Raw genomic sequence first — 12,603 nt, 5'->3', positions numbered from 1 at the left:
TTGCACATGGGGTGAGGCACTGTGGGCGAGCTACACGAGCGGGGTGTGCTTTTGTCCACTATTCTCCGACGTCTTCCCCCCAGCGAGGCGACCGGGCTGCGCACCGGTGCCCGCCACAGCCTGGCCGAGCTGTACCGCCCGGCCGATCTCGTCGTGCTCGGGCTGGGCGTGATGATCGGCGCCGGCATCTTCAGCATCGCGGGACGGCAGGCCGCGACCACCGCCGGCCCCGGAGTGGTCCTGTCCTTCATGATCGCGGGCATCGCGTGCCTGCTCGCCTGCCTGTGCTACGCCGAGCTGTCGTCCACGATGCCGACGTCCGGCAGCGCCTACACGTTCACCTACGTGATCTTCGGCGAGGTGTGGGCGTGGATCATCGGCTGCGCGCTGATCCTGGAGCTACAGCTGGCCGCGGCCGTGGTGGCCAAGGCCTGGGCCGAGCTCGCGATCGGCGCCATCACCAACTTCGGCATCCGCCTGCCCCAGCACGACCTGGTGGCCAGCCTGCTGGTGCTGCTGATCCTCGGGCTGCTCACGGCCGTCGTGGCGCTGAGCGCGCGGATCGGGCTGCGGGCGCTGTGGGTGATGGTGGCGGCCAAGCTGCTCGCCATCGGCGCCGTCATCGTCGTGGGCGCACTGCACGTCGAGGCGGCCAACTTCGGTGACCTGTACGTCGATCCCCAGCCGCTGGCGACGCCGTCCACGACCGTGCTCAGCCTGTTCGCAGGCCAGGGCCAGGCTTTCGGCTGGTTCGGCATCTTCGCCGCCGCCCCCGCCATCGCGTTCGCGTACGTCGGCTTCGACATCGTCGCCACCGCCGCCGAGGAGACCGTCAACGCGCCTCAGGCGGTGCCGAAGGGCATGATCCGCAGCCTGGTCATCGCCACGATCATCTACATCGCCGTGGCCGTGGTCATGGTGGGCATGGTGCCCTACACGAGCATCTCGCTGGACGCGCCGCTGTCGGGAGCGTTCCGGGTGGCCGGGGTCGACTGGATGGTGCACGTCATCGACATCGGCGCCGTGCTCGGCCTGACGACGGTGATCCTGGTGATGATCGTGGGGCAGACGCGGGTGCTGTTCTCGATGGCCCGCGACGGCCTGCTCCCGCGCGGGCTGGCCACGATCAGCCGCAAATACCACACGCCCTCGCGGGTGACGCTGCTGATCGGGCTGGTGGCGATCCTGCTGGCCGAGTTCGTGCCGGTGTTCACGCTGCAGCAGCTCGTGGTGATGGGGACGCTGTTCGCGTTCCTGTTCGTGGCGGCGGGCGTGATCGTGATGCGGCGCCGGATGCCGCACCTGGAGCGCGGCTTCCGGGTGCCGCTGTCACCGCTGCTGCCCGCCCTGTCGCTGTTCGCGACCCTCTGGCTGATGGTCAACCTGGAGGTGCTCACCTGGCTGTGGTTCGGCCTGTGGATGGCCTTCTGCCTGATCGCCTACCTCGTGTACGGGCGTACGCACAGCCTGCTGGCACCGCGGCGTGAGCCGGTGGCCTCCGGACGGGGCCGGCACCGTCGTTAGGACCGGCCGGCTTCGAGCACGCTGCGCAGGAACTCTCTGGTGCGGGCGTGGTCGGGATCGCCGAAGATCTTCTCCGGAGGGCCCTTCTCCAGCAGGACACCGTCGTCGAGAAAGCACACGGTGTCGGAGAGGTCGCGGCAGAGGCCCATCTCGTGGGTCGTCAGGATCATCGTCATGCCCGACTGCTTGAGCTCCCTGACGATGCCCAGCACCTCGACGACGAGCTCGGGGTCGAGCGCGGAGGTGACCTCGTCGAGCAGCATCAGCCTGGGCTGCGTGGCCAGTGCCCGGATGATGGCCACCCGCTGCTGCTGGCCGCCGGAGAGCTGGTCGGGATAGGCACGGGCCTTTTCGGCCAGCCCGAACCTGGCCAGCAGGTCATGCGCCTCCTCCTCGGCCTGGGCCCTGGCGACCCGATGCACCTGGCGGGGGGCCAACGTGATGTTGTCGAGCACGGTCATGTGCGGGAAGAGGTTGAACGCCTGGAACACGATGCCGATCCGCTTGCGCACGTCGTCGACGTCGGCCCGCGGGTCGGTGATCTCGTCGCCGTCGAGCAGGATGACCCCGTCGTCGACGGTCTCCAGCAGGTTGACACAGCGCAGCAGCGTGGACTTGCCCGAGCCGGAGGGGCCGATCAGGCTGACCACCTCGTGCGGACTCACCTCCAGGTCGATGCCGCGCAGCACGGGGTGACCGTGGAAGCTCTTCCACACGCCCTCGACGGTCAGCAGGCTCATGCGCCGCGCCTCCTTCGGGTGCGCTCGGCAAGGTGGTCGGTGAATCTGGCCATGGGGATCGTCAGCAGGACGAACAGCAGCGCCGCCACCAGGTAGGAGGTGTAGTTGAACTTGCCGGAGGCGTAGATCTGCGCCTGCCGCAGCGCCTCCGGCAGCCCGAGGGTGGCGACCAGCGCGGTGTCCTTCTGCAGCGAGACGAAGTCGTTGAGCAGGGGGGGCACCACCCGGCGGACGGCCTGGGGCAGCACCACGAACCGCATGGCCTTGCCGTGGCTCAGCCCGAGGGAGCGGGCCGCCGCGACCTGGCTGGGATGGACGGAGTCGATGCCCGACCGGAGGACCTCGGCCACGTACGCGCCGTAGGAGAGCGTCAGCGCGATGACGCCGAGCGTGACCAGGTCGTTCGGGATGCCCTGCAGCTTCAGGGCGGGCAGCCCGAACCCGACGAGAAAGATCACCAGAAGCGTCGGCACCCCGCGGAAGACGTCGGTGTAGAGCGTCGCCAGTGCCCGGATCGGGAAGAACGCCGGAGTCTTGATCCCTCTGGCCAGCGCCACGAGCAGGCCGACGACGAGGATGAGCGGCTCGGCGATCAGGAAGATCTTGATGTTCAGCAGGAAACCGTCGAGCACGTCGGGCAGCGCCTCGACGAACGCGTCGGCGCTGAAGAACGACGCCTGAACCCGAGGCCAGCCGGGTGAGTTGGTGACGATCCACACGACCAGCGCGAGGAACACGATCGTGGAGGTCGTGGCGATGGACGCCGAGCGGCGGGCCCGCGACCTGCGGACCCGCTCGCGCTCCTGCTGGCGTTCGCTCTTGACCCAGACCGGGTCGGTGGTCATGTCACTCACCGGGCGGCGAATGGACGTGTCACGTCAGCTCCGGCGCGCCCGCCGCCGAGCCGAGCCACTCCTGCTCGATCTTGGCCAGCTCACCCTTGGACTTGAGGGCGTCGACCGCCTTGTCCACGCAGGACTTGAGCGGGCTGCCCTTCTCCATGACCACGCCGAACTCCTCGGGAGCGCCGCCCGTGGAGCTGAACTGGCCCACGATCTTGGACTTCTCCACCTGGGCGGCCGTGACGTAGAACGCGGTCGGCAGGTCGACGACCAGCGCCTCGACCTGGTCGTTCTTCAGCGCGGTGATGGCGTCGATCTGATCGTTGTAGACGTTGGGGTCGTCAGCGGGCTTGATCACGTTGCGGACGGCGTCGAGCGAGGTGGTGCCGACCTGGACCCCGATCTTGGCGTCCTTGAGCTCGGCCAGGCTCTTCGCGCCGGCGAACTTGCTGCCGTCGATCGCCACGATCGCCTGCTTGACCGTGTAGTAGCCGTTGCTGAAGTCGACCACCTTGGCCCGGTCAGGGGTGATCGAGACCTGGTTGATGTCGAAGTCGAACTGCTTGGCACCCGGCGCGAAGGCCGAGTCGAACTTGACCGTGCTCCACTGCACCTCGTCGCGGTCGAAGCCGAGCTCCCCCGCCACGGCGAACGCCACCGCGCTCTCGAAGCCCTGACCGTTGCTCGGATCGTCGTCCTTGAACCACGGCTCGTAGGCGGGCTTGTCGGTGCCAATGGTCAGCTTGCCCGCGTTGACGAGCTTGAGCTGGTCCTTGGTGCAGGCGGTGGCGGTGCCGGTGGAGTCAGCCGATCCGGCCGTGCTCGCCGGCTCGTCGGCGGGCGCGCACGCGACGACCGCTGCCGCCAGCGCGCCGATCGCGAGCAGCATCGAGGGACGGACCATGGCTGGCCTCCAGGGGAAGAACGCGGGGAGAAACGAAGCCGATTGTACGCTGCCGGCACATCGACATATCGCCCCACCTGCGGTCATGCCTGACACCGCGCTCATGCCGCCCCAAGTCGCGCAAAGCGACGGCCCCCTCCCTGCGATGAGGGAGAGGGCCGGGCTGGTGCCGGAGTGGTCAGCCGGCGATGACCTCGACGTCGACGGACGCCGAGACCTCGGGGTGCAGCTTGACGCTGACCTTGTGGGAGCCGACGCTCTTGATCGGGTTGACGATCTCGATGCGGCGGCGGTCGAGGATCGGGCCACCGGCGGCCTTGACGGCGTCGGCGATGTCGCCCGTGGTGATCGAGCCGAACAGGCGGCCGGAGTCGCCCGCGCGGGTCGACAGCCGGACGCGCAGGGCGCCGAGCTGGCCCGCGACCTCCTTGGCGGTGCCGAGGTCACGGATCTCGCGAGCGTCACGAGCCTTCTTGATGGACTCGATCTGCTTCTCCGCGCCGCGGGTCCAGCGCATGGCGTAGCCCCGCGGGATGAGGTAGTTGCGGCCGTAGCCGTCCTTGACCTCGACGACGTCACCAGGGGTGCCGAGGCCGGAGACCTCGTTGGTGAGGATGAGCTTCATATCGACAGGCCTCCTTAGCGCGCGGTGCTCGTGTAGGGCAGCAGAGCCACCTCACGGGCGTTCTTGATCGCGGTCGCCACGTCGCGCTGGTGCTGGGTGCAGTTGCCCGTCACCCGGCGCGCACGGATCTTGCCACGGTCGGAGATGAACTTCCGCAGCAGGGCCGTGTCCTTGTAGTCGACGTAGGAGATCTTGTCGTGGCAGAACAGGCAAACCTTCTTCTTGGGCTTGCGCAGTGCCGGCTTGGCCATCGTGGTGCTCCTTTCAGAGCCCCGCCGTCAGGGCGGGAATGGTCTCGGACTGGTGAATGGATCTAGAAAGGCGGTTCGTCGCTGAAGTCGTTGCCGCCGCCGAAGCCGCCCGACTGCTGGCCGCCACCTTGGCCGCCACCCTGGCCACCGCCCTGGTAACCGCCGCCACCACCACCGCCGAAGCCGCCGCCACCCTGCGGCGAAGCGGGAGTGGCGGAGGCCCACGGGTCGTCGGCGGGGCCGCCGCCGAAGCCACCACCACCACCGCCACCCTGGCGGGTGGTGCGGTTGACCTTGGCGGTGGCGTTGCGCAGGGACGGGCCGACCTCGTCGACCTCGACCTCGTAGACCGTGCGCTTCTCGCCTTCCTTGGTCTCGTAAGACCTCTGCTTGAGCCGCCCCTGCACGATGACCCGCATGCCGCGCTGGAGGCTCTCGGCCGCGTTTTCGGCCGCCTGCCGCCACACGTTGCAGGTCAGGAAGAGGCTCTCGCCGTCTTTCCACTCGTTGGTCTGGCGGTCCATGAACCGCGGAGTGGACGCGATGCGGAATCGAGCCACCGCTTGACCCGTCGGGGTGAAGCGCAGCTCCGGGTCGTCGACAAGGTTGCCGACGATGGTGATTACGGTGTCGCCTGCTGCCATGGCTAGCGCTCGCCTTCCTGCACGCCTTCGCTTTCGGGATACGGCTCAGAGTACGGCTGCCGCCCGACAAAAAGCCGGGCAACGAGCTGCTTAGTGCACGTCGGGGCGGAGCACCTTGGTGCGCAGAATGCCCTCGTTGAGGTTCATCTGGCGGTCGAGCTCCTTGACCGTCGCGGGCTCCGCGGACATGTCGATGACGGCGTAGATGCCCTCAGACTTCTTGTCGATGTCGTAGGCGAGACGCCGGCGGCCCCAGACGTCGACCTTCTCCACAGTGCCACCGTCGTTGCGGACCACGGTGAGGAACTGGTCGAGGGACGGCGCCACAGTGCGCTCATCGAGCGAAGGGTCCAGGATGACCATTACTTCGTAACGACGCATGCGGGACTCCAACCTCCTCTGGACTTTTGCGGTCACGACACTCTGCCGTGACAGGAGGACGCTGACGTGTTGACCGGAGCGCCCATTTCGACGCCCGGCCGTGACGGGTCACCCATCACAACGCAGCCTGCTCAGGTTACCAGCCGCTCCCGGGTGGGAAGGCATATGGCAAACCCATGGGGGGTGATAGCCGTGCCGCACATCCTGCATCCATCATCGGAGAGCGACCGGTTCAAGCTCACACTCAACAGCGACGGCCGTGCCCATCCGGTCGAGAACACTCTCGCGGTGACCACGCTCGTGTGCGGGGCCGTGGCCTTGGTCGCGGCGCTGGTCATGTCCAGCCACGTGATCGCGTCGTGGGTGGGCACGTTCGGGTTCGGGACGGGCTTCTACTCGCAGTACGTCTCGGCCACCACGGCGCAGCGGTCCCTCAACATCATCGGCCTGGTGGCGTCGTTCGTCGGCCTCGCGCTCGGCATCGCCCGCGGCGGTTATCTGCCATGAGGAGACGGCCCCGGCTTCCGGGGCCGTCTTCGTACGCCGGTCCATGACGAGCTGTCCTTATATATAGGTCATCCTCCGATGTGCAGGTCCACGCCGAGCAGGACCAGGAACCAGAGGAAGATCGCCAGCAGAGCCTCGGCGACGTCCTTGAGGATGCCAGGTGTGATGTAGTCGTACACCCAGGCCACGTAGATGCCGATCACGACCCAGATCAAGATGATTAACGAACGCCAGCGCCAGCGGGCCATATCGTTCTCCTCGCGTAGGGGGTGCACCGCAACTGCCCCGCCGCAGGTCGATCAAACGGGCGAGCCGGTCCGGATAGGCTCGGTGGCATGGTGCGCATCGGAGCTCACGTCTCTCAGGACGATCCCGCGGCCCACGCCGCCGAAGTCGGGGCGGAGGTGGTGCAGTTCTTCCTCGGCGACCCGCAGGGCTACGACAAGCCCGTGCTCCCGGCCAAGCCGGTGGAGGGCGTCGACATCTACGTCCACGCTCCCTATCTGATCAACGTGGCCACGACCAACAACCGGATCCGCATCCCCAGCCGCAAGCTGCTCGCCCAGCATCTGGAGGCGGCCGCCGGTCTCGGCGCCAAGGGCCTGATCGTGCACGGCGGTCACGTCAACAAGAACGACGACCCGCAGGTCGGCTTCGACAACTGGCGCAAGGTGTTCGAGCGGCTGGAGTGCCCGATTCCGGTGCTGATCGAGAACACCGCGGGCGGCGGCAACGCGATGGCCCGCAAGCTGGAGCGCATCGCCCGCCTCTGGGACGCGCTCGACGGGTTCGACGTGGGCTTCTGCCTCGACACCTGCCATGCCCACGCGGGCGGCGAGGAGCTGGTCGGCCTGGTCGACCGGGTCAAGGCCATCACCGGGCGGATCGATCTGGTGCACTGCAACGACTCGCGCGACGCCTTCGACTCGGGCGCCGACCGCCATGCCAACCTGGGCGCCGGCTCCATCGACCCGGAGCTGATCCTCGCGGTGTGCCGGGCGGCCGGGGCGCCGATCGTCGTCGAGACCCCGGCCGAGGGCCAGGCCGAGGACATCGCCTTCCTGCGGAAGAACCTCTAGGGAAAGAATCTCCAGAGAATACACACAGCCTGTGGATAACTTCCCTGGATTACCGAGTCCACGAAGTGGGTATGGAGATCATCCTGCCCAGGCGCCGGACATGAACCGGACCGTGTTCAGCACCATGAGCGGCCCCGACACCATGGCGTACACCACGATCACCCACGGCCTCCTGGTGGCCAGCCGCGCCATCGCCAGCCAGAGCGGAAACCACAGCAGCAGCGAGCGCGGGATCGACAGGTAGAACGCCGAGGTCATCAGCGCGCCCGCCTGGAGCCCGGTGTAGACCAGTTCGCTCCACCGGCGCGCGACCGCAAGCCAGATGAGCACGGCGACGGACAGCACGGCCCCGGCGATCTCCATCCGGAAGGCCACCGCGAAGTCGTCCGCGCCCATGGCCGCGTTCCAGGTGGTGGTCCACGACTCCCAGGGCCAGACCATCTGCCTGCCCCAGCCGGCCTCCTGGGCGTGCTTCCAGGCCAGCCAGTCTCCCGAGCGAGAGTAGTGAAAGGCGGAGTAGGCCACCAGCGGCAGGAACGGCACCAGCAGCCAGGGCGCCCGGCGCACGCCGCCCTTGCCGGTGACGAACTCCACCACCAGCGCGAGCGCCAGGAACAGACCGGTGATGCGGACACAGGAGGCGCCCGCGGCGAGGGCGGCGGCGAGCGGCCAGCGGCCCTGGCGGGCGGCCAGCCAGGCGGGGATCGCGAACGCCAGGAACAGCGACTCGCTGTAGCCCAAGGCCAGGAACACCGCGGTCGGGAACACCAGCAACGCCAGCACCGCGATCCAGCCCGAGGCGCCCTCGTACTCGGCCAGCCGGGCCAGCGCCATCATGGCCACCGCGCCGGCCACCAGCGAGACGATCATCCCGGCGGCCGTCCAGTCGGGCACGACGAGGTGGACCAGGCGCAGCACCATGGGTAACCCGGGGAAGAACGCGGGCAGCCCCGGGTCGAGCGGCTGGTCGGGGTCGCCGTCGTAGCCGTGCTGGGCGATCGTGACGAACAGCCCGGCGTCCCACTGCCGCCACTTGCCCAGGTACTCGTGGAACGTCACGCCGAGCAGCGTCGCCGTCAGCAACCCGGCCCGCGAGCTCAGCCAGAGCAGCAGCGCGTCGCGATCGGCCGAACGCGTGATCATCGAGGTGAGGAGGCCAATGTGAACCGGTCGGGGGCGTCGTCGAACACGCCACCCACCTGGTCGTCCACGTCGGCCTGCCGTACCACGTCCTTGCCGGGACGGAGGATGTCACGCACGACGAACGCCATCATGATCGAGATCGTGATGACACGGCCCCAGACGGCGGTGAAGTAGGTGTCGTCGCCGATGCCCAGGTCGTCGCGGCTGAGCGGCGGCTGGGAGAGCAGATAGAGCCAGATCGCGAAGAAGTACCACACCTCGGCGAACTGCCAGAGCGCGATCGGCTTCCAGTTGGGCCGGGCGAGCACCGCGAACGGCACCAGCCAGAGCACGAACTGCGGCGACCAGACCTTGTTCGTCATCATGAAGGCGGCCAGCGCCAGGAAGCAGATCTGCGCCAGCCGGGGCCTGCGCGGCGCGGCCAGCGTGAGGATCGCGATGCCGAGGCAGAGGATGGCCAGCGAGACCGTGCCCAGCATGCTGACGTCGGCTTCGCCGAGGACGGGCCAGCCCTTGTTCTGGAAGAACAGCCAGGGCGAACCCCAGTCGACGCCGCGCTCCTGCGAGAACACGTAGAACCGGCGCCAGCCGTCCCAGGCCAGCACCATGAACGGCAGGTTGACCGCGAGCCAGGTGCCCACGGTCGCGGCCATCGTGACGAGGAACGGTCGCCAGCGCGCGGTCCGCAGCGTGAGCAGGAAGAGTGCCCCGACGAACATCAGCGGGTAGAACTTCGTCGCGATCGCCAGGCCGAGCAGCACGCCGGCCAGCACCTGCCGCTTGCGCGCCCAGGCCAGCAGCATGCCCATCGACAGCGCGCCCGCGACCAGGTCCCAGTTGATGTAGGCGGCCAGGATCACCGAGGGTGCGAGCGCGTACCAGAGGGCGTCCCAGCGCCGGGCGGGTCCGGCCACCAGGGCCATCAGCACGACGCCGGCCACCAGGCAGATCCCGAGGAAGATGACCGTGATGTCGTAGAACCGGACCGCCTGGGCGACGTGGTCGGGCTCCAGGCGGCGTACGAGCCAGCTGAACGCCTGCATGACCTCGCCGAGCACCACCGGGTACTCGACGTGCTTGTCGAACGGCACGTCGGCGAAGTAGGGGTTCTGCGTGGCCAGCTGACGGTCGAAGTAGAGCGGGTAGATGTCGGTGTAGCAGAAGTTCGTGTAGGTCGAGACCTGGTCGTTCCAGCCGCCGGTCCGGCACGGTAGCCGGACGATGTAGGCGAGCGTCGCCCCCAGGATCCCGAACAACGCCAGGGGGAGGTACGGGAGAGCCGGTATGACGAAGACGCGCGCCCGCTCCAGGGCGCGCGTGACGTAGGGGAGCGCCCGCTCCAGGGCGGTGATCAGCCCTGGAGGCAGGCGCGAGGCGAGCCGCTCGCTCAGCGGCGAACGTTCCTCCGTCTTCACTGGTTCTCACGCCTGATGGGCGTCGATCCGGGCGCCCCGGGCATGGAACCCTGCCCCTGTTCGATAATGGTGGGCTCGTCCTGCGGCGTGCCGTCGTTCTGGTTGGGGTCGATCGAGACGATCTGGTCATCGTCGCAGACGCCGATCTCGCCGCAGACCTCGTCGGGGTCCTGCTCGGCGAACGGGTCCTTGGTGGCCGTGGGCGTGGGGACGGGCTTGGGCGCGAGGTTCTCGGCGATGCCGGTGTCGGCCCGCGGCGGGAACTGCTCGACCTTCTCCCCCTTCATGGCCTCGGTCATGAAGGTCTTCCAGATCGCCGCCGGGTAGGTGGCGCCCTGGAAGCCGCTGCCCAGCGGCACCTCGTACGGCTTGGAGTACGGGTTCGCGGGCGTGTACTTCTTGCTCTTGCCCCTGGCCCACGGGCAGTTGTCGTGTTTCGGCTGGACGACCCGGCCGGTCTTGGTGCGGCATTCCTGGCGGAACATGCCGACGGCGGTCGACAACTGCGGGGTGAAGCCGACGAACCAGGCTTCCTTGTTCTCGTTGTTCGTCCCGGTCTTGCCGGCCGCCGGACGGTCGTAGAGCGCGGCGTTGCGGCCGGTGCCCTGCTTGACCACGGCCTCCAGCGCAATGACGGCGTCGGCCGCGGCGTCCTCCGAGATGACCCTGACCGGCGTCTTCTTCTCGTTGAAGACGACCTGGTTGTTCTTGTCGCGCACCTGGATGACGACGTGACTGGGGTAGTGCTTGCCGCCGTTGGCGAAGATCGAGTAGCCGCCCGCCTGCTCGACGGCCGTCACCTGGCTACTGCCGATGGTGATCAGGTAGTGGTGGCGGGACTCGGCGTCCTTGAGCCGGGCCTCGCTGAGCCCGGCCTTGGAGGCGATGTCGATGACCTTGTCCAGCCCGACCTTCTCCCCCATCTTCGCGTAGGCGGTGTTGACCGACTGGGCCGTGGCGGAGACGACGTCGACGGCCGACGCCTTCATCGAGTGGTCGTTGTTGATGTCGGTGGTGCCGGGCAGCTTGACCGGGCCCTTGGTCGGCACGTAGCTGTTCAGGCTGTAGCCGGCGTCGAGCCAGGCGGCGAGCACGTACGGCTTGAACGCGGAGGCCGCCTGCTTCTGCGAGAGGAAGGCGTCGTTCCACTGGTCCTTCTCGTAGTCGTCGCCGCCGTAGAAGGCGCGGACCCGGCCGTTGGTCGGGTCGACGGCCGCGAGCGTCGCGTTGATCTCGCCGGGCAGACCCGCGGTGTGCTTGTTCACCGCGTTCTTGGCGGCCTGCATGAGCTCCTTGTTGAACGTCGAGTAGATCTTGTAACCACCCTTCTCGACGTCCTCCCTGCTGATCCCGCGGCCCTTCAGCTCGTTGAGCACCGCCTCGACCTCGTAGCCGGCCAGGCCCTTGAAGTAGTCCTTCGTCTTGTACGTGACCCGCTTGGGCGACTTCGGCGACTTGGCGGGCAGCGCGCCGTAAGCGGTGGGGTCGAGCAGGGCCATCTGCTTGATCACGTAGTTGTAGCGGAACTCGGTGTCGCCCATCTTGCCGGCGAGCTCGGCGCGGTCGAAGGCGTCGGGGTTCTGGATGCGGCCGGCCAGGTAGGCGCCCTGCTCGGGCGTCAGCTTCTCGACCTTCTTACCGAAGAAGGCGTCGGCCGCCGCGCCGATGCCGTAGGCGCCCCGGCCGAAGTAAATGGTGTTGAGGTACTGCTCGAGAATCTTCTCCTTGCTGAGCTGCTTGTTCAGCTTGACCGCGACGAAGATCTCCTTGAGCTTTCGCTGCACGGACCTCTCCTGCGAGAGGCCGTCGTAGTAGTTGCGGGCCATCTGCTGGGTGATGGTCGAGGCGCCCTGCACCTGCTGGCCGGAGGCCGTGCTCCAGAGCGAGCGCATCATGCCGGAGAACGAGATGCCGGCGTCGTCGCGGAACGAGCTGTTCTCGGCGGCGATGACGGCGTCCTGGACCGCGCGCGGCACCTGGTCGTAGGTCACCGGGATGCGCTTGACGCCGAGCCGGGCCAGCACCTTCTTGTTCTCGTCGTAGATGACGCTGCCCTGGTCGTCGACGCCCTCCTGGACCTGGTCCTGCGTGGGCACCGGCATGTTGGCGTAGGCCACGGCGATCATGCCGAAGAGGCCGGCGGCGAGCACCGCGAAGCCGGCCATGACGATCTTCCAGTTGGGGATGAACCTGCGCCAGCGGGGCTTGTCGCCACCCGGCTTGCGCGGTCCGGCCGGTCCCTCAGGGCCGCCACCGCCACCACCACTGCGGCCGCGCGCCCGGCGCGGGCCGTCACTGACCATGGTCTCCTGGTTGGCCCGGCTGCGCGTCTCGGTCTCTCCGCGCGACGCCTGCCCGCGCGGGCCGGGGGTGCGCGGGGCGACCTCGCGGGGCGCTTGCTCAGGCGATTGGTGGGGTGCCGGATCACGGGGCGCCGGCTCGCGCCTGCCCGGCTGCTGGCCCGGCTGCTGGCCCGGGTTGTAAGGTTCCGGGGCGCGCGGTCCGGGACGCGGTCCCGGCTCGTACGGCTGCGCCGACATCGTGCCGG

At 68.2% G+C, this 12,603-nt stretch carries 14 protein-coding genes; 3 read left to right on the top strand and 11 right to left on the bottom strand.

Annotation, left to right across the window (positions count from 1 at the left end; genetic code table 11):
• Positions 1-51 precede the first annotated feature (51 nt).
• The gene (locus AB0I38_RS18335) at positions 52-1,524 is read left to right on the top strand and encodes an APC family permease (RefSeq protein ID WP_358468779.1); all 1,473 of its coding nucleotides are present in this window, start codon (positions 52-54) and stop codon (positions 1,522-1,524) included.
• On the opposite strand, the gene AB0I38_RS18330 is transcribed toward AB0I38_RS18335, so the two are convergent.
• The 7 genes from AB0I38_RS18330 to rpsF all read right to left on the bottom strand — a co-directional run bounded on the left by AB0I38_RS18330 (position 1,521) and on the right by rpsF (position 5,911).
• Positions 1,521-2,264 (bottom strand): amino acid ABC transporter ATP-binding protein, encoded by a 744-nt coding sequence (locus AB0I38_RS18330; protein WP_358468777.1) that lies wholly within the window; start codon positions 2,262-2,264, stop codon positions 1,521-1,523. The two genes, AB0I38_RS18335 and AB0I38_RS18330, sit on opposite strands and share 4 nt — an antisense overlap.
• Positions 2,261-3,109, bottom strand: a complete 849-nt coding sequence (locus AB0I38_RS18325; protein WP_358468774.1) for an amino acid ABC transporter permease — start codon at positions 3,107-3,109, stop codon at positions 2,261-2,263. Before AB0I38_RS18325 ends, AB0I38_RS18330 begins: the two co-directional genes overlap by 4 nt.
• A gap of 28 nt (positions 3,110-3,137) precedes the next feature.
• Positions 3,138-4,010: an ABC transporter substrate-binding protein gene (locus AB0I38_RS18320; protein ID WP_358468771.1), complete on the bottom strand. Its 873-nt coding sequence runs from the start codon at positions 4,008-4,010 to the stop codon at positions 3,138-3,140.
• A gap of 178 nt (positions 4,011-4,188) precedes the next feature.
• On the bottom strand, positions 4,189-4,635 hold the full coding sequence (gene rplI / locus AB0I38_RS18315) for a 50S ribosomal protein L9 (RefSeq protein ID WP_358468768.1): 447 nt from the start codon (positions 4,633-4,635) through the stop codon (positions 4,189-4,191).
• 14 nt (positions 4,636-4,649) lie between these two features.
• Positions 4,650-4,886, bottom strand: a complete 237-nt coding sequence (gene rpsR / locus AB0I38_RS18310; protein ID WP_020543048.1) for a 30S ribosomal protein S18 — start codon at positions 4,884-4,886, stop codon at positions 4,650-4,652.
• Between the two features lie 62 nt (positions 4,887-4,948).
• Positions 4,949-5,530 carry a single-stranded DNA-binding protein gene (locus tag AB0I38_RS18305; RefSeq protein ID WP_358468766.1) on the bottom strand — a complete coding sequence of 194 codons (582 nt, stop codon included), beginning with the start codon at positions 5,528-5,530 and terminating at the stop codon, positions 4,949-4,951.
• A 90-nt stretch (positions 5,531-5,620) separates the two neighbouring features.
• The gene (gene rpsF, locus AB0I38_RS18300) at positions 5,621-5,911 is read right to left on the bottom strand and encodes a 30S ribosomal protein S6 (protein WP_189122386.1); all 291 of its coding nucleotides are present in this window, start codon (positions 5,909-5,911) and stop codon (positions 5,621-5,623) included.
• Between the two features lie 165 nt (positions 5,912-6,076).
• Between rpsF and AB0I38_RS18295 the strand changes: the two genes are divergently transcribed.
• Positions 6,077-6,418 carry a hypothetical protein gene (locus tag AB0I38_RS18295; RefSeq protein ID WP_358468763.1) on the top strand — a complete coding sequence of 114 codons (342 nt, stop codon included), beginning with the start codon at positions 6,077-6,079 and terminating at the stop codon, positions 6,416-6,418.
• A gap of 68 nt (positions 6,419-6,486) precedes the next feature.
• Here the strand turns inward: AB0I38_RS18295 and AB0I38_RS18290 are convergent, their stop codons facing one another.
• Complete coding sequence (locus AB0I38_RS18290; RefSeq protein ID WP_358468760.1) at positions 6,487-6,633, bottom strand: hypothetical protein; 147 nt, start codon at positions 6,631-6,633, stop codon at positions 6,487-6,489.
• 120 nt (positions 6,634-6,753) lie between these two features.
• Between AB0I38_RS18290 and AB0I38_RS18285 the strand changes: the two genes are divergently transcribed.
• The gene (locus AB0I38_RS18285; protein WP_358468757.1) at positions 6,754-7,497 is read left to right on the top strand and encodes a deoxyribonuclease IV; all 744 of its coding nucleotides are present in this window, start codon (positions 6,754-6,756) and stop codon (positions 7,495-7,497) included.
• 78 nt (positions 7,498-7,575) lie between these two features.
• Here AB0I38_RS18285 and AB0I38_RS18280 read toward each other — a convergent pair whose 3' ends face one another.
• Genes AB0I38_RS18280 through AB0I38_RS18270 form a run of 3 tightly spaced genes read right to left on the bottom strand, consistent with a single transcriptional unit; the run spans position 7,576 to position 12,595 of the window.
• Positions 7,576-8,640, bottom strand: coding sequence for a mannosyltransferase family protein (locus AB0I38_RS18280; protein WP_358468754.1), 1,065 nt, complete (start codon positions 8,638-8,640; stop codon positions 7,576-7,578).
• Positions 8,637-10,055 carry a glycosyltransferase family 87 protein gene (locus AB0I38_RS18275; RefSeq protein WP_358468751.1) on the bottom strand — a complete coding sequence of 473 codons (1,419 nt, stop codon included), beginning with the start codon at positions 10,053-10,055 and terminating at the stop codon, positions 8,637-8,639. The genes AB0I38_RS18280 and AB0I38_RS18275 overlap by 4 nt, the downstream gene beginning before the upstream one ends.
• Positions 10,052-12,595 (bottom strand): transglycosylase domain-containing protein, encoded by a 2,544-nt coding sequence (locus AB0I38_RS18270; protein ID WP_358468748.1) that lies wholly within the window; start codon positions 12,593-12,595, stop codon positions 10,052-10,054. Before AB0I38_RS18270 ends, AB0I38_RS18275 begins: the two co-directional genes overlap by 4 nt.
• Positions 12,596-12,603 lie beyond the last annotated feature (8 nt).

Origin of the sequence: Nonomuraea cavernae (assembly GCF_040655715.1) — a bacterium.
GTDB lineage: Bacteria > Actinomycetota > Actinomycetes > Streptosporangiales > Streptosporangiaceae > Nonomuraea > Nonomuraea cavernae_A.
This window is presented reverse-complemented; position numbering and strand designations above follow the sequence as displayed.